Origin of the sequence: Aquabacterium sp. (assembly GCF_016234775.1) — a bacterium.
Taxonomy (GTDB): Bacteria; Pseudomonadota; Gammaproteobacteria; order Burkholderiales; family Burkholderiaceae_C; genus Aquabacterium.
In genome coordinates this window covers 55,017-71,974 of the sequence record NZ_JACRAH010000014.1, presented here as the reverse complement: position 1 = coordinate 71,974, position 16,958 = coordinate 55,017, and the positions used below count along the sequence as shown (strand labels likewise).

Here is a 16,958-nt window from a genome sequence, read left to right as displayed (position 1 = left end):
TCACTGGGCCTGGCTGCGAGGCGGCGTCACCTCTGTCGGTACACGGCCACCAGGCCCCGCCTGTACGGCCTGCCCCGCCTGCCAGCCACCACCCAGCGCCCTGTAGACGCCGATGTGGGCCTGCTGGCGGGCCAGTTGCGCCGCGATCAAGGCCTGCTGGGCCGAGAACAGCGCACGCTGCGCATCCAGCAGATCCAGCTGGCTGGCCACGCCTGCGTCATAGCGCATGGTGGACAAACGCAGCCGCGCTGCTTCCGCCTGTGCCTGGGCCAGTTGCGCCTGGGCCTGATCGGCATAGGTGCGGCGCGCCACCAAGGCATCCGACACTTCCTTGAACGCCGTCTGGATGGCCTTGTCGTACTGCGCTACGGCGATGTCTCGCTTGACCTTGGCCGACTCGACCCCCGCCTGTGCGCGCCCCGCATCAAAGATGGGCAAGCTGATCGATGGCGAGAAGCTCCAGGCATTGCGCCCATCGTCAAACAAGCCAGACAGCGAATCACTGACCACACCGGCACTGGCTGTCAGGCTGATGCGCGGGAAGCGCGCGGCACGGGCCGCACCGATATTGGCATTGGCACCGATCAGTTGCTGCTCGGCCTGGGCGATGTCCGGGCGCTGCAGCAGCACCTCGGAGGACAAGCCCACAGGCAGCTCGCTCAGATCAGGCCACAGGCTGGCCGACACCACTTGCGCAGCTTCGGCGCTGCTCTTGCTGTTGACCAGCACCTGCATCTTCACATCCGGTACAGGCGGCAGGAGATCCGCCGGCGCCGCGCTGCCCAACAGCAGGTTCAAGGCGTTGAGATCCTGTGCCCATTGGCGTTGGGCCTGCGCACGGGTCACGCGCGCGGCCTCCACCGAGGATTGCGCCGAACGCAGATCCAGTTCGTTGAGCACACCGTTGTCGAACTTGAGCTGCAGCAGCTTGAACGTGTCCTGACGCGTTTGCAGCGTTTGCTCGCTCAAGGCCAGTTGCCAGCGATCAGCCCACAGCGCGTAATAGGCGTTGGCGACCGAAGCCACCAGCCCAATGTGCACCGTCTTGCGGGCTTCTTCAGAAGCCACCACCTGCGCGGCAGCCGCTTCGCTCAAGGCCTTGACGCGACCAAACAGATCCAGCTCGAAGGCCGACACGGTGACGCCACCGGTCACCGAGGTGGTCAGCGGATACGGCGAAGCCGATGAAGGCTGGCGCGTGCCGCTGATGCTGCCATTGAGCGTCGGGAAGCGGTCGGCATTCTGGACCAGGTATGCGGCACGCAATTGCTCGATGTTGAGCACGGCCACGCGCAGGTCACGGTTGTGGTCCAGTGCCAGCTTGATCAGGCCTTGCAGCTTCGCATCGGGGAAGTAGCGCGCCCAGGGCAGATCGACCACGGCACGCGCAGCCGAGGCATCGGCGGCCTTGGCGTCTTCGGCCGAGAGTTGCGCAGGCACGGCCAGCGCAGGGCGTTCATAGGTCGGGATCAGCGAGCAGCCGGACAAGGTCAGCAAGGCCGCAGCCGCCACGGCATGCAGCGCCGTCAAAGACTTATTCATGAGAAGGCTCCACTGAGTGGCTGGTGGCTTCCACACGCGCCGGCTTGGCCGGGAAGAAGCGGCGTACCACCACAAAGAACACGGGCACGAAGAACACGGCCAGCACGGTGGCGGCGATCATGCCGCTCATCACCCCGGTACCAATGGCACGCTGGCTGGCCGAGCCTGCACCGGTGGACACCACCAGCGGCAGCACACCCAGGATGAAGGCCACGGACGTCATGATGATCGGGCGGAAGCGCAGGTGGCAGGCCTGCATGGTGGCGTCCAGCACGCTCATGCCCTTGCTTTGCAACTCACGCGCAAACTCGATGATCAGGATGGCGTTCTTGGCCGACAAGCCGATGATGGTGATCAGGCCCACCTTGAAGAACACGTCATTGGGCAAATCACGCAGGTTGGCGCCCAGCAGTGAACCCAGGATGCCCAAGGGCACCACCAGCATCACCGCAAACGGGATGGACCAGCTTTCATACAAGGCAGCCAGGCACAGGAACACGGCGAGCAGCGAGAACACCAGCAGCGTCGTGGCTTGCGAGCCGGAAAGCTGCTCTTCACGCGACAGGCCCGTCCACTCGATACCAATGCCAGGCGGCAACTTGGCAGCCAAGGCTTCCATCTCGGCCATGGCCTGGCCTGTCGAGAAGCCCGCAGCCGCATCACCCGCCAGACGCATGGCCGGATAGCCGTTGTAGCGCACTGCCTGCATCTGCCCTGTCACCCAGCGTGTGCGAACGAAGGCCGACAGCGGCACGCTCTGGCCCTGTGTGTTGGTCACGTTGAGCTGCAGGATCTGCTCGGGCTGCATGCGCGCCTGGGCATCGGCCTGCACCACCACACGCTGCAAGCGGGCGCGGTTGGGGAAGTCATTGATGTAGGCTGAACCCAAGGCGGTCGACAAGGTCGAGCTCAGCGCATCAAAGCTCACACCCAAGGCATAGGCCTTGTCGCGGTCGATGTCCAGTTGCAGTTGCGGCGCATCTTCCAGGCCATCAGGGCGCATACCCGTGACAACCTTGCTCTCGCGCACCATGCCCAGCAACTGGTTGCGGGCGGCCAGCAGGGCGTCGTGCCCCAGGCCAGCGCGGTCCTGCAGGCGCAGCGAGAAGCCAGTCGCGTTACCCAGCTCGCGTATCGGTGGCGGGTTGAGCGGGAAGATGAAGGCATCACGCACACCCATCAAGGCACCAAAGGCACGCTTGGCCAGCGCTTGCGACGAATGCTCATCACCCTTGCGCTGATCAAAATCCTTCAGGGTCACGAAGCCCAGCGCAGCGTTCTGGCCGGTACCGGAGAAGCTGAAGCCCACGACACCCACAACCGACTTCACTTCGAGTTGCTTCATGAAGTAGTCCTCGACCTGCGAGATCACGGCCTCGGTACGGGGTGCCGTGGCGCCTGGTGGCAACTGCACGTTGACGATCAAGTTGCCCTGGTCTTCATTGGGCAGGAAGGCCGAAGGCATGCGCACATACAACCAGCCCACCACGCCCACGATCAGTACATACAAGATCAGCACGCGGCCACCGCGACGCACCAGCTTGCCGGCCACGTTTTCATAGCCATGCGTGGTCGAGCTGAAGAAGCGGTTGAACCAGCCGAAGAAGCCACCCTTTTCGTGATGGTCTTGCGGCACAGGCTTGAGCAGCGTGGCGCACAAGGCGGGTGTCAGCGACAAGGCCAGGAAGGCCGAGAACAGCATCGATGCCACCATCGACAGCGAGAACTGGCGATAGATGTTGCCCACCGAGCCGGCAAAGAAGGCCATCGGGATGAACACCGACACCAGCACCACCGTGATGCCGATGATGGCGCCACTGATCTGGCCCATGGCCTTCTTGGTGGCCTCGTAAGGTGACAAGCCCTCCTGCGCCATCAGGCGCTCGACGTTTTCCACCACCACGATGGCGTCGTCCACCAAAATACCGATGGCCAGCACCATGCCGAACATGGTCAGCACGTTGATCGAAAAACCCGCTACCGACATCACCCCGAAAGTACCCAGCAGGGCCACGGGCACCACCAGGGTCGGGATCAAGGTGTAGCGGAAGTTCTGCAGGAACAGGTACATCACCAGGAAGACCAGCACCACGGCTTCGACCAAGGTCTCCACCACCTGGCTGATCGAGATCTGGATGAAGCCGGACGTGTCATAAGGGAAGGAGTAATCCACGCCTTGCGGGAAGTACTTCTTGAGCTCGACCATGCGAGCCTTCACCAGCTTGGCCGACTCCAGCGCATTGCCCGTAGGCGAGAGCTGCACACTCATGCCCAGCGCAGGCTTGCCGTTGAGGCGCGCATACGTGCCGTAGGTTTGCGCACCCAGCTCGATGCGAGCGACGTCCTTGAGGCGCACGGTCGAGCCATCCGACTTGGCGCGCAGCACGATGTTGGCGAACTGATCGGCATTTTCCAGCTGGCCGTTGACCACCACCGTGGCGGTCATGGTCTGGTCGATCAGATTGGGGCGGTCACCCAAGGCGCCAGCAGGCACCAGGGCGTTCTGCGCCTTGATCGACGCATTGACCTCGGACAGGTTCAGGCCATAGGACACCAGCTTGGCCGGGTCCACCCAGATGCGCATGGCACGCTCGGTACCGAACAACTGCACCTGACCGATGCCGGCCACACGCTGCAATTCAGGCAGGACGTTGCGCGAGGCGTAGTCACCCAGCGCCACCGGATCAAACGCCGGGTTGGTGGACGACAGCATCACGAACATCAGCACGTTGCTGCGCGACTTGTCGACCTTCACGCCCTGCTGCGTCACGGCAGCGGGCAGGCGCGGTGTGGCACGCGACAGGCGGTTTTGCACATCCACCTGAGCCAGGTCGATGTTGGTGCCGGTCTCAAACGTGACGGTGATCGAGCCCGTACCATTGGCCTGGCTGACCGATTCGATATAAGCCAGACCAGGCGAGCCGTTGAGCTCCTGCTCGATCACGCTGATGACGCTTTCGTCCAGGGTCTTGGCCGATGCGCCGGGATAAGTGGCACTGATGACCACGGAAGGCGGCGCCACCGTGGGGTACTGCGCAATCGGCAGCTTGGTGATCGCGACCCCGCCAAAGACGAGGATGAACAGCGCGATCACCCAGGCAAAGATGGGCCTGTCAATGAAGAAACGTGGCATGAGGGTGCTCCTCTCAGCGTGAGGCAGCAGCCGATGCCGGGGCCGATGCAGCCGACGATGCAACCGGTGCAGCGCCTTGCGGCACCCATGGCACGGCCTTCACAGGCGCCTTGGGATTCATCATCTTCTGGAAGCCATCCACCATGACCTGCTCGCCGGACTTCAAACCACCGAGCACGATCCACTGGTTGCCACGCGCACCACCCAGCTTGATCGGGCGGGGCGAGACCTTGCCTTCGGCGTCCACCACCATCACGGTGTCCCCCTGGCTGCTGCGTGTCACGGCCTGTTGAGGCAGCAACATGCCGCCATCCACTTCGGCCTGCTCCAGGCGCACGCGCACATACATGCCGGGCAGCAGCATGCCTTGCGGGTTGGGCAACTCGGCGCGCAAGGACACCTGGCCGGAGCTAGGGTCCACGCTCAGATCCGAGAACAGCAGCTTGCCCTGCAGCGGGTACTCGGTGCCGTCATCCAGCACCACACGCACAGCCGCAGCCTGGTTGCCCGCCTTCTTGATGGTGCCGGCTTCCAGCGCCTTCTTGAGCTTGATGACCTCGTTGGCCGACTGCGTGAAGTTCACATACAGCGGGTTGACCTGCTGGATCAGCGCGAGCTGGGTCGCTTCACCCTGGCCCACCAGCGCGCCTTCGGTCACCAGCGCACGGCCGATGCGGCCGGAGATGGGCGCCGTCACCGAGGCGTAACCCAGGTTGATGCGCGCCGTCTGCACGGCCGCCTTGGCGGAGGCCACATCGGCTTGCGCCTGACGTTGTGCCACCTGCGCGTTCAGAAATTCCTGCGGGCTGATGGCCTTGGCGGCTTGCAGCGGTTGATAACGGTCCACCAAGGCCGTGGCTTGCGCCAGATTGGCTTCGGCCTTGGCCTGGGTGGCCTGCACGCTGTCCAGCGCGGCCTTGTAGGTGCTCGAATCGATCTGGAACAGGGGCTGACCGGCCTTCACGTCCGCGCCTTCCGTGAACAGGCGCTGCTGCAGGATACCGGCCACACGGGCACGCACCTGGGCCGTGCGCAAGGCTTCCAGACGACCAGGCAGTTCGGCCATCACGGGCACGCTCTGGGTCTGCACCGTCACCACACCCACCTGCGCGGGCGGCATACCACCACCAGGCTTGGCCGCACCGGCACCCGGGCCAGCCGCCTGGTCCTTCTGCCCGCAACCGGTCAGGAAGGACGCCGCCACGGCACACAAGGCCAGCACGCCCACGGCGTTGGCCGTCCAGTGCCACAGCTTGTCTTTCTTCAGCAGCGGCGTGCGCACCTCGGAGATCGCGTCATTTTCTTCTTGTTCAACTGTCAGTTCACGACTCGCCATGGGGCACCTCCTCAAATACTTGCCTGGTCAACGATATAGCTGCGGAGTATACATACATGCTTGTATGTATGCATCCAAATCTGCGAGAATCCCACCGGGAATTCACGGTTTTTCACAACTCGTCATGCGCCGAACCAAAGAAGATGCACAACAAACCCGCGAGAGCCTGCTGGACGCGGCCGAGCGCCTGTTTGCCGAGCGCGGCGTGTCCAGAACCTCCCTGCAGGACATCGCCAAGGCCGCCGGCGTGACGCGCGGCGCGGTTTACTGGCACTTCGAAGACAAGACCGAGTTGTTCAACGCCATGATGGCGCGCACCACGCTGCCCATGGAAGACACGCTCAAATCCATCGACACGGAACGCGAAGCCAATCCCCTGGTTGAACTCAAGGCCTCCATGATGGACGTGATGCGGCGCATCGCGCATGACCCGCGCACACAGCGGGTCTTTGACATCGCCACACTGAAAGTGGAGTACGTTGATGAACTGTCAGGCATCCGTGAGCGGCACCTGAACGTGCACGGCTCCTGCCAGAGCCACGTCGAGGCCACTTTCCGACGGGCGCAGTCACTGGGCCACATCCGGGCGGATCTGAACCTGCATGTGCTGGCCGTGACTTACATGGCGCTGGTCAATGGTCTGATCCATAACTGGATGCTGGATCAGTCACGGCACGATCTGGTGGCCGCCGCCGATGCCGGCATCGACGTGTTCCTCGGCGGGCTGCGCTGACGCTGTCTGCGCAAGGCTCAGGCGCGGCGCGCCTCGGCTCCCACCGTGCCGTCGGTGCGCTCATCCAGGCTCGCAGCCTCATCGTCTTCCAGGTGGCGGTTATCAGCCCACCCGACCAGGCTGAAACCTTCGCCATTGAAGATCAGGCGGTTGACGCTGGCATTGGTGATCCTCCAGCTGCGCGGCAGATCCAGCTCCAGGCCATTGGCAGCACGGTAGAAACAATCGAGCACACCGCCATGCGCCACCAGGGCAATGTGCTGCCCGGGGTGCTGACGCGCCAGCCGCGTGATGGCCGCCATGCATCGCTCATAAAAGGCTTCCAGCGTTTCACCACCCTCTGGCCCATATGCCGGATCGCGTTCACGCCAGCGCCGCGCCTCTTCGGGCCATTGCGTGGCCACTTCGTCCTGGGTCATGCCCTCGAAACGCCCGAAATGGCGCTCACGCAAGCTTGCATCCAGGCTCAACGGCAGACCAACGGCTTCGGCAATGGCCTCAGCCGTGTGCCGGGCACGTTGCAAGTCGCTGCTGTAGATCGCGTGCAACTCTTCATCGGCCAGTGCCTGCGCCACGCGCTCGGCCTGCCAGCGCCCTTTGTCATTGAGGGGAATGTCGATGTGCCCCTGGATGCGGGCCTCAAGGTTCCACGGTGTTTCGCCGTGGCGAATGACGAGCAGGCGGGTCACTTGATCAGGCATCACACACCCCAGACAATAGGCTTGTCAGCCCCCTGAGCCTCTTCGATCATCTTGATGAGCGGCCAAGCCCGTTTGCGCAAGCTGACGAACTCATCCGGGAAGGACAATTCCGGTGTTGCCGAAGGTTCCGTTTCATTCTCGGCCACCGGAGCGATCGGTTCATCGCTCAGTTCACGCAGGGCCAGCAAGGCGGCCGGCATGTCGGCAGGCTCTAGAACCCCTTTGACCTGATCCGCCTTGCCGATCACTTTCAACAAGGCGAGCGCATGCGCTTGCACCATGATGAGATTGCCGGTTGCCTGAGATTTGAATGTGAGTGCCATGCTCAGAGTGTAGTACCCCCAAGGCACCAATTGCGCCACATGGCGCGGTAGGCGGACTCCACCTCGCGTGCCAAGCCGTCGCGGTCCATCAAGGCGCTGCTGCGCATCCTCTCGCGCAAGGACCCACGCAGCTCTGCCAGCGCGCTGGCATCGGACACCAGGTCGGCACAGGCCTGTGCGAAGAGGTCGTTGTCGGGCACAGCCAGGGCCGCCAACCCCACAGACCGGAGCAGTGTCAGCCCTTGGCGGGACACCGCCGCAGACCCGTATCGACTGACCACCGGCACACCCATCCACATCGCCTCGCAAGAGGTGGTCACACCGTTGTAGGGGTAGGTATCAAGGGCCACATCAATGCGCGCATACAGATCCAGGTGGTGCTGCTGCCCTTCTATCCAGTTCAGCAAGTCGAGTCTGTCAGGGGTGATGCCGTGCGCAGCAAAGGCCTCGCACAACGCCTCACGTACGCCTGCATTCGACAAGGCCCGCGTTTTCAGCACCAGGCGCGAACCGACTACGCGCTGCAATGCGCCGGCCCACATGGCCACACATTCCGGGCTGATCTTCTGCAGCACGTTGAAAGATCCGAAGGTCACCTGCCCCCGGTGCTGAAGGGGTAGCGGGGACGGGGCGGGGGCAGATGTGTCAGCCTCATAACAGACATAGGGCCGAGGCAAACGAAGGGCACGCTCGGTCATCAGCCGATCGAGATCTGGTGGGTTGACCCACTCGTCCGTGAGGCGATAGTCCATGGCTTCAAGGCCGCTGGTCCCCAGGTAACCCAGCCACGCACATTGAACCGGCGCGGCCCGCCGGGACAGCGCCTGCAGTCGGCCTCCGTCCGTGAAGCCAGACAGATCGATCAGGATATCAATGCCATCCTCACGAATCTGTTGACGCAACTGTTGGGCCCCAAGATGCGCGACATCACGCCAGACATCGACATGTTGACGCAGGCGTTCAGTCGTGGCGTCTTGTTGTGCACAAGTCGAATAGGCCACCACGGACACCGCATCGGGGTCGTGTGCCGACAACAAGGGGGCCAGAAAGTAGGCGCAGGAATGCTGCCTCAGGTCACCTGATACATAGCCTACCCGGAGCACCTTGTCGAGACGCCGCTCATTGGCGAAGTACGCGGGCTGACGGAAGGGGTTGAACGGCGCCATGACACGGCGAACCTCGCCCAGCACCGAGTCGTCGCCCAGGTCACTTCGGTACAAGGCTGCAGCACAGATCGCAGCCCTGGGCGCAAAGCGCTCGGGCAACAAGGCCATGCTGGCTTCGTAATGCGCCATGCCCCGCGCAATCTGCCCTGAAAGGATGTCGATACCAGCCTGGATCTCGTGTACGTTAGCCTGCTGCACCGGGCCGCTGGCGAGCTCGTCCAGCTGCTGCGCGCCCTGCTGAGCGGCGCTCAGATCGCCCATGTCCAGGTGGGCCGCCGTCTGCAGATACAGGCACTCCAGTGCCAGCGCGTCTACTGGCGCCAACGCCATGGCCTGCCTGGCGGCATGCAAACTCTCATCCGCTCGGCCCAGCGATCGACAAAACAAGGCCTTGAAATAGTGAGCCTGCGCTTCATGGGGCTGACTGATCGTCCACTGGGTCGACGCCGCCAGGCCTCGCTGGAAAGCACCACGGGCAAAGGCCAACTGACACAGCCGCAGCCAAGCCTGCTTGTCGGATGGCGACCGCCTGAGGCCTTCCTCCAATGCCGCCATCGCGGCCTCTGGCGCGTTCTGCATCTGCAACCGGCCCAGGTCGAACCAGCTCCGCGCATCACGGCCATCGGCCTGAAGAGCCTGGATGAGATGCTGGCAGGCTTGTTCGATGTGCCCGGCTTGCTCTTCAATCTGCGCCAATGCCCGCCAGGCAGGCGCCAGCCGTGCATCAGTTCTGACGGCGGCTTCAAAACAAGCCCGAGCCTCGTCAATGCGCCCCTGCTTGCTGGTCACGTGGCCCAGTTCGCACAGTGCCATCGGGTGGCCCGGCTTCAGTCGAAGGACCTGGCGATAGCCTGCTTCAGCCTCCTTCAAGGCGCCCCTGGCCTGGCGCAGATTGGCCAGGTTCTGGTGCAAGGCCAGGTCCTGTGGCACCAGCTTCAAGGCTTGCTCGCAGGTCTGTTCTGCCGCAGCCACTTGTCCGGCATCGCGTTGTGCCAAGGCCAGACTGGTCATCAGCGCGACCGAGGTGGGCGCATGCCGCAACACGCGTTCACAATGGGCAACGGCCCCGGCCGCTTGCCCGGTCATTCGCAAAGCCTGAGCGTAGAGCAGGTGCCCTTGCAGGGGCGCCTCCGGCCAGGCCACGGCTTGCTCAGCCCATGCTAGCGCCTGCTGGGCCTGGCCTTGCATGATGTGCGCTTGCGCCAGACCGGTACAGGCAGATGCCTCGCAACCGGCTTGCGTGCTCAGGCTCATGAAAACGGCCATGCCCTGATTTGTGTCGCCACCCTGTAACAGGGCCCACGCAAACTGCAACTGCTTTTGCTGCTGGGCTGATGGCTTCACGCTCTTGCCTGATGCCACAACCCTTGCTCGATCACCCTTGCTCATGCCAACAGCTTAGCCAGCTTTCAAGGCGGTTTTCTGACAACTCTTTCGTGATGACTATTCCGCATCAAATTGTCTTCTGCGGCTGCGCCCGCGACTGCGCAAGCGAACTGCCCGCAGTGTTGGCCAACATCAGATCGCTGGCGGCCCGCTACCCCGGCTCCGCCTGTCTCTTTCTTGAAAACGACTCGACTGATCAGACCCAAGCCCTGCTGAGCGCCTTTTGCCAGGAGCACGAAGGCGACAACCAGTTGTTGGTACTTGATGGGCTGGCCAGCCAGATCCCTCAACGCACGGTTCGCCTGGCCATGGCACGCAATGCCCTGGTTGCCGCGTTGCGGCGGTGGTATGGCGATGGGCGCTACACCCTGGTCGTGATGCTCGATCTCGACGACGTCAACACCCGCCCTTGGGACATCGACATCATCGAAGCCAAGATCAACTGGATGCACGCCCAACAAGACGTGGTGGCCATATTCGCCAACCAGCTCGATCACTATTACGACCTCTGGGCCTTGCGCGAGCCGGATCGTTGTCCTGGAGACGCCTGGGAAGAGGTCTTTGACCATGCGCTGCGCCATGGCTGCAGCGATCAAGAAGCGTTCGAACAGACGTTTCGTCGGCGTATCTTCACGCTGCCTGTCGATGCGCCCCCGATGGCGGTGGACTCGGCGTTTGGCGGCTTGGGCATCTACCGCATGCCGGCCGTGCTGAAGAACCCGGCGACCTACTGCGGGGAGGACGTCAAAGCATGGGGCAACATGGACCAGCCCCAGATCACACGCTGGCAACGCTGCGAACACGTCAGCTTCCACCGGGGCCTGCGCCAGCAAGGCGGGCGCCTGCTGGTCTTGCCCGACCTCATCAATGCCGACGCGTCGGGTGCAGCCTACCCGGCTGACGGCTTTCGGAGTCTGAGCTTCTGATCGCTGCCGCCTTGTCGGCGGCCGGGATCAGGGCTTGCTCGCCGCAGCCTGCTCTGATGAGGCCTTCAGGCGCGCCGCATCCAGCTTGTCCTGGTACTCGGCCTTGACGTTCTCCAGACGCACGCGCGCCAATTGCAAGAAGGGGTCGGCACCAGACACCACATCCAGCAGGCCCTTGTTCTCGTAACGCGTCAGCAATTCGGTCCCGATTCGATAGAGGTCAGCGTTGTGGCTTCGGCAGCTGTCCAGGCCGGCAGCAAGCGACTGCGAGCGCGCTGACAAATCCCCCTCAAGCTGCTTGAAGCGGGTCGAATTCCGTTGTGCGGCGCTGGTCGACTCGGCGAGTTCCTTCGTCAGCCTTTCCACCTGCTCAGACAGACGCGTGCGTTCGTCCTTCAACGCAGCCAGCTCCGTGCTCAGCGCCGCCAGCTTGCGCGATGCAGTTGTGGCCGCCGCCCGCTGACTGTCGAGCTGCGACCGGGTATCCTTCAGAGAAGACTCGGCCTGCTGCTTCTCGCGATCCGACTTGGCCTGCGATTCCTGCAGAGACGCCTGATCCTGTTGTAGCTGACGCATCTGCAGGCGCAGGCGCTTGAGCTGCTCCTGCTCGCGATCGGCCTCGGCGTGTACCGCGCCACCAGCGGCCAGCATGATCAAGGCCATGCACACGCCACGCGACGTGGCCATCAGGAAATTAGAAGCGCACATTGAGGTCCACCTGCAAGGAGTTGACCTTGTACAGGGCATCCGGATAGCTGCTGTTCAAGGTGGTGTCGATGTTCTTGGCCGACAGGTAGCGCACGTTCAGATTGGTGTTGCGGTAGACCCCGTAAGCGAACCCCAGCGTGAAGCCCTGGACGTTGGTGCCGCCCAGCCCCAGATCGCTGTCGGTGAAAGCGTCTAGCACCGCATCGGAGCCGACATGGCGGTAGCTGGCCATCAATTGCCATTGATCAACCTCACGCACCTCGGCCGCCCCCACAGCCACCTTCAGGTTGTAGCCATCGGCACGGCCCTTGGGATCTTTGCCAGCGTACAGGGAGTCGGTGGCGCGCTTGTGGAAGTCATCCTCGCTCACGCCCGTGTTGTGCGCGTATTCCGCTGTCAACATGATGTTGAAGGGGCTGAAGTGCGTGAACTCGGCCGACGCGGTCAACACCAGGGGCTTGAACTGATAGGCCAGGCCCCACAGGGGAATGGAATCACCGATCTCCGAAGGATTGGTTTCGAACAGCGTGTTGCCCTTCTGGCGCAAGCTGGAACCATACTCATACGCACCGTAATTTACGTACGGCACCTGGGTCGTACCCTGACTTCCATAATTGAGATCGCTGCGCCCCTCCATGTTCTTGTAATGGTAATAGGCCAGACCGAATTTCAGCTTGGTGCGAGATTCGAGGTCCCAACTCGCGCCCACCTGTGCGCCAACCAGACTGCGACCACCGTTACGGGGTGGCGATTCTTCGCGCAAAGGGAACCATCCCGCCGTGGCGAAGGGCACGAAGCTGTCTTGCGGTTCGGCGAAACGCACCGTCGTGGCCAAGCCTTCAAAATTCAGGTTCTCGCTCCACGCCATCTCGGTGCTGAACCAAGGATTGGGAATACGCCCTCCCTGGATGGTGATCCACTCGGCCGGGTCCAGGCGAACGAAAGCACGGTCCACAAAGAGCTGATACTTGTTGAATCCCTGCCCCATGGTCTGGTTGGTAGAGACTCGGTCTGTGCTGCTGCCTGTTGCCAGGCGTACACCCACCCCCACCTCATCGGCCACTTTGGCCGATACGCCCAGGCGCAAGCGCAGGCGCTCGCGCGTACGTTCTTCTTGCGTGGAGGCAGTCGAGTAAAAGTATGTCGGTGAATACGCGCCAAAATCTGCAGCGCGGGTGAAGCCATCATTGGCCCCCTCCGAAACCAGATAGTCGTCAGGCGAGGTGTTGCTCTTGCCGGGTTTGTCGCTCTGGTAGCGCAACCGGATGTCACCTTCGATCTTGATGCGATCCGTCCAGGATGGCAAGGCGTTGGGCACACCCCAACGCTCCGTACGCGCTTGGGCCAGCACCTCTTCCTTGACCTCGTTGCGCAACTGGGTGCGCATGGCTTCAGACACATAAGGAATGCGCTGCACGGGCTTGCCGCCGGCCGTGGTTTCTGGCTTGGCCTGAGGCGCCGCGGCAGCGACCTGTGCCGCCTTTTGCTGAGACTGCTTGAGCATGCCATCGGCCACCTCACGCGTGAGCACGCCCTTGTCGACCAGGGCCTCTATCAGCCCCAATGTGGTCTGACGCAAGGCTTCGAGCGACTCACGCTCATCCGCATGTGCGCCACCGGCCACGATGGCCAGCGAAATGGCGGTGGCCACGGGCCACCATTGTTGTCTAGACATCATCATGATCTGAAGATCCAAAGAATCAACCGGCCATCCGGTTGGTAAGTCGAAGCAATGCCGGTTGAGGCAGGTCAGCGGGCACGGTGCTGATGGGTGGCAAACGCTTGAAGGCCCTTGTCAGCGCCTGATCCAGCTCAGCGTCGCCCGAAGACGAATCCAGTTCCACACGCTGAAAGCCGCCATCCTTGTCCAGCCATACCAGAACCTTGAGCTGATACTCACGGCCCTTGATTTCCCTATCCTTGGCCAAAGCGGTCTGGATATGGCGCTTCAACTGATTGGCAAAAAGCCCAAACTGCATGCGGTTTGCCGGCATGCCACCGCCGTTACCGTTCGGGTCGCCACCCTTGTAGTCGCTGCTGACCCCGCCAGACTGAAAGGCGCTCTCGCCATCACCAGCGGCACCTTCCATCTTGATGGGTGCGGGCTCGGGTGGGGTGTCCTGTGGCTTGGGCGCCTCCTGAGGCATCGGCTTGTCTTCCTGCTTCTCAGGTTCGGGCTTCCTTTCCTCCTTCGGAGGTGGAGGTGGTGGCGGCGGCGTATCGGGCAGCACCGCGATCTTCACGTTCTGCCGCTTGGGCCCGCTGCCCCCCGTGCCCATGGACTTCACGCCCAGATAGGCCAGACCCAGCACCAGCACCAGCAAGACAATGAGCGCTGGAACCCACGGACTGGTGGATGAACCGGCCTGGTCCTTGTCCTGATTGTTGTCCGTCATGTCAAGTCCCGATGCGTGCCGTGACCAGGCCCATGGACACTTCGATCTTGTTGCACAAGTCGATCACTTCCACCACCTTGGCGTACTGGGTACGAGCGTCGCCCTTGATCGCGACACTCATCTTGGGATCACGCCCCTTGGCGTCCAGCAACTGTGTTTCAAGCTGGCTGATGTTCACGGGCACGCCATTGACCATCAAGGCGCCATCAGACATCACCTGCACGATCTTGAGGTCATGCTTTTCGGTGCTGGGCTTGTTGCTCGGCTTGGGCATGCTCACGCTCAGTCCCTGCACCGATGCGGTCGTCATCAAGATGAAGACCACCAGCAGCACATAGGCCAGATCCAGCATGGGCGTGACGTTGATCGAATCGTACGGTTTGGTTTCGCTTTGAACTTGCATCGCAGCGCTCCTTTACTGCAGGCGCTTGGTAGCGAGCCCGATTTCAGTGATGTCGAGCTTCTTGGCGATTTCCAGCACCTCCATGACCTTCTCGTACTGCGCCGCTGCATCGGCCTTGAGCACCACCGGCAAAGCCGGATTGGCGGCTTTGTATTGCGCCAGGTTGGTTTGCAACTGCTCCAGGCTCACCGGGTAAGCATCCAGGAAGACCTGGCCATCTGCCGTGATGGTGATGCCCTTGGTCTGTGGCTTGGCCAGGTTGTTGGTGGCCTGGGTCAAGGGCGGTGTCACCTTCACGCCCTGCACCGAGGCCGTGGTCATGATGATGAAGACCACCAGCAGCACATAGGCCAGATCCAGCATGGGTGTGACGTTGATATCGTCATACGCCTGCAGATCGCCTTTGACATCACCCGCCATGTCGTGCTCCGGTCATGCAAAGAGGATCAACGCGCACCGTAGTTCTCGGCCACACGGGTAACGAACTCGTCCACGAAAATGCTCATGTCCGACGAAATGTTCTTGATGCGGGCGGCCAGATAGTTGTAGCCAAACAGCGCGGGAATGGCCACCCCCAGACCGGCCACGGTGGCCAGCAGTGCTGCCGCAATGCCAGGTGCAATCGCATTCACGTTCACGTCACCCGCAGCGGCAATGGCGGCAAAAGTGATCATCACGCCCACCACGGTACCCAGCAGACCCAGGAACGGGCCGCCCGAAATGGCAATGGTCAACAGAACGATCTTGCTGTTGAGCGAGTGGCTCTCGCGGATCAGGTCGGCATCGATGGCGGCCTTCACGGCATCAATCGATGCCCCCGACAGTGGTGCCGCCCCTGCACTACCCACGTCGCGCTTTTTGAGTTCACGCAAGCCGGCCTCGTACAGGCGCGCCAGTTGCGAATGCTTCATGCTCTGGGTAGACACCGTCAGCACATCCTTGGCACCCCTAAAGCCAGCCAGGAACTTGCTGTTGTCCTTGTCGGCACGACCAACCAGTACGGCCTTGTCGTACATCACCCAAACCGCGATGACAAACATGATGGCCAGGATGATGATGACCACCCAGGCATCCGTCGTCAGGTTATTGACCAGGATGGCGAAATGGCCGGCTTCGCCACCGCCTTCGGCATCGGCGCTGCCTTCCGTCTGGGTTACCGCCAGAACCAGCTTGGCTTCGGCGCTCTGTGCCGCATGAGCGAACTTCACCCAGTCATCAGACCGGACCGTGCCCGCCACTTCAAGCTGATCGAGTTGACCAGTCAGGCCTTCACCCACATTCAAGACACCATCAATGGGCGCGACATCTGCGGGCAGATCAGCCTGCGCAGCCTGCGCGCCATTGACATACAGGGTGACCTTGCCGGCACCTACCGTCACCGCCACATGAGCCCAAGCGTAGGCAGGCAACTCGCCACCGGCGGCAAGCCCGCCACCCAGCGCGGCAGTCAACTTGCCACCCACCAGCTTCAATGACAGCGGTCCCTGGCTGAACAGCGTCCCGTCCAAGGTGGCGGGCTTGAGCCACAGGCTCACGCTATAAGGACCGGCCGCAGGGGCCTTCAATTTCTCGCCGCTGAAGGCGATGGCTTGCCCACTTAGCTTGGCTGCGGAGCCGATCAGGCCGTTGGCCTCGCGCTCTACCGCAGCCGCCGACTTGATCTGGCCTGAGGCATCGGTCGCGGGCTCGCCTGCCTTACCCGAGAATGTCACGGCTGCCGCCATGGCCCCATCAAAGAGGGCGGCGGAAGTGGCTTCAGCCGCTGCCTTTTCGTTACCCGCATACACGAACACGCCATTCTTGTCGGTACCAGGCGCCACGCTGGGCACCTGGACCCACAGCACAGCCAGTTCGTTGGTGCCGTCAAAGCGCTCAACCCAGAACTTCAGCGGCGTCTTGTCATCGGCGGCCACCACGCGCAGATCGCTGCCATCGGGCTTGGCGCTCAGGAAGTCGAAATTGCCTGAATGCAGGCGAACCGGCACCACTGCACCCGACAAGGCATTTTTGGTCTCAACGCCTTGAGCCGTCGTGTTAAGCGTGACCTTGGTTCTTTGCTTGAAATCTGCATTCCACCAAGCCTGCGCCGTCAAGGGCAGGCAGCTGGCGGCCAACAACAAAGCCGAGGGGAGCAGACGCGAGAGTTTCATGGGGATCATTCGTCAAACGGGACAGCAGAGCATTATCAAAAACGGATGTGTCTCC

The 16,958-nt window shown here is 62.4% G+C and carries 14 protein-coding genes; 2 read left to right on the top strand and 12 right to left on the bottom strand.

Annotation, left to right across the window (positions count from 1 at the left end; translation table 11 throughout):
- Genes HY836_RS04760 through HY836_RS04750 form a run of 3 tightly spaced genes read right to left on the bottom strand, consistent with a single transcriptional unit; the run spans window position 1 to window position 6,011 of the window.
- The gene (locus tag HY836_RS04760) at window positions 1-1,542 is read right to left on the bottom strand and encodes an efflux transporter outer membrane subunit (protein ID WP_290674084.1); all 1,542 of its coding nucleotides are present in this window, start codon (window positions 1,540-1,542) and stop codon (window positions 1-3) included.
- Window positions 1,535-4,675 carry an efflux RND transporter permease subunit gene (locus tag HY836_RS04755; protein ID WP_290674082.1) on the bottom strand — a complete coding sequence of 1,047 codons (3,141 nt, stop codon included), beginning with the start codon at window positions 4,673-4,675 and terminating at the stop codon, window positions 1,535-1,537. Before HY836_RS04755 ends, HY836_RS04760 begins: the two co-directional genes overlap by 8 nt.
- Before the next feature lie 13 nt (window positions 4,676-4,688).
- The gene (locus HY836_RS04750) at window positions 4,689-6,011 is read right to left on the bottom strand and encodes an efflux RND transporter periplasmic adaptor subunit (protein WP_290674080.1); all 1,323 of its coding nucleotides are present in this window, start codon (window positions 6,009-6,011) and stop codon (window positions 4,689-4,691) included.
- A gap of 124 nt (window positions 6,012-6,135) precedes the next feature.
- On the opposite strand from HY836_RS04750, the gene HY836_RS04745 reads away from it, so the two are divergent.
- Window positions 6,136-6,744 (top strand): TetR family transcriptional regulator, encoded by a 609-nt coding sequence (locus HY836_RS04745; protein ID WP_290674078.1) that lies wholly within the window; start codon window positions 6,136-6,138, stop codon window positions 6,742-6,744.
- Between the two features lie 17 nt (window positions 6,745-6,761).
- Here the strand turns inward: HY836_RS04745 and HY836_RS04740 are convergent, their stop codons facing one another.
- Genes HY836_RS04740 through HY836_RS04730 form a run of 3 tightly spaced genes read right to left on the bottom strand, consistent with a single transcriptional unit; the run spans window position 6,762 to window position 10,200 of the window.
- Window positions 6,762-7,445 (bottom strand): histidine phosphatase family protein, encoded by a 684-nt coding sequence (locus HY836_RS04740; RefSeq protein ID WP_290674076.1) that lies wholly within the window; start codon window positions 7,443-7,445, stop codon window positions 6,762-6,764.
- The gene (locus tag HY836_RS04735; protein ID WP_290674074.1) at window positions 7,445-7,768 is read right to left on the bottom strand and encodes a DUF1840 domain-containing protein; all 324 of its coding nucleotides are present in this window, start codon (window positions 7,766-7,768) and stop codon (window positions 7,445-7,447) included. The genes HY836_RS04740 and HY836_RS04735 overlap by 1 nt, the downstream gene beginning before the upstream one ends.
- 2 nt (window positions 7,769-7,770) lie before the next feature.
- Window positions 7,771-10,200, bottom strand: coding sequence for a tetratricopeptide repeat protein (locus tag HY836_RS04730; protein ID WP_290674072.1), 2,430 nt, complete (start codon window positions 10,198-10,200; stop codon window positions 7,771-7,773).
- A gap of 239 nt (window positions 10,201-10,439) precedes the next feature.
- On the opposite strand from HY836_RS04730, the gene HY836_RS04725 reads away from it, so the two are divergent.
- Window positions 10,440-11,246 carry a hypothetical protein gene (locus HY836_RS04725; RefSeq protein WP_290674070.1) on the top strand — a complete coding sequence of 269 codons (807 nt, stop codon included), beginning with the start codon at window positions 10,440-10,442 and terminating at the stop codon, window positions 11,244-11,246.
- Window positions 11,247-11,273: 27 nt separating this feature from the next.
- On the opposite strand, the gene HY836_RS04720 is transcribed toward HY836_RS04725, so the two are convergent.
- From HY836_RS04720 to HY836_RS04695, 6 genes are read right to left on the bottom strand one after another with little or no spacing between them, the layout of a single operon-like run.
- On the bottom strand, window positions 11,274-11,954 hold the full coding sequence (locus HY836_RS04720; protein ID WP_290674068.1) for a hypothetical protein: 681 nt from the start codon (window positions 11,952-11,954) through the stop codon (window positions 11,274-11,276).
- Window positions 11,941-13,629 carry a putative porin gene (locus tag HY836_RS04715; RefSeq protein ID WP_290674066.1) on the bottom strand — a complete coding sequence of 563 codons (1,689 nt, stop codon included), beginning with the start codon at window positions 13,627-13,629 and terminating at the stop codon, window positions 11,941-11,943. Before HY836_RS04715 ends, HY836_RS04720 begins: the two co-directional genes overlap by 14 nt.
- 25 nt (window positions 13,630-13,654) lie before the next feature.
- The gene (locus HY836_RS04710) at window positions 13,655-14,350 is read right to left on the bottom strand and encodes a TonB C-terminal domain-containing protein (protein ID WP_290674064.1); all 696 of its coding nucleotides are present in this window, start codon (window positions 14,348-14,350) and stop codon (window positions 13,655-13,657) included.
- A 1-nt stretch (window position 14,351) separates the two neighbouring features.
- Window positions 14,352-14,753 carry a biopolymer transporter ExbD gene (locus HY836_RS04705; protein WP_290674061.1) on the bottom strand — a complete coding sequence of 134 codons (402 nt, stop codon included), beginning with the start codon at window positions 14,751-14,753 and terminating at the stop codon, window positions 14,352-14,354.
- Between the two features lie 12 nt (window positions 14,754-14,765).
- Entirely contained in the window at window positions 14,766-15,173 is a 408-nt protein-coding gene (locus HY836_RS04700; protein WP_290674059.1) for a biopolymer transporter ExbD, read from the bottom strand.
- Window positions 15,174-15,199: 26 nt separating this feature from the next.
- The gene (locus tag HY836_RS04695; protein WP_290674057.1) at window positions 15,200-16,903 is read right to left on the bottom strand and encodes a DUF2341 domain-containing protein; all 1,704 of its coding nucleotides are present in this window, start codon (window positions 16,901-16,903) and stop codon (window positions 15,200-15,202) included.
- Between the last annotated feature and the right edge of the window lie 55 nt (window positions 16,904-16,958).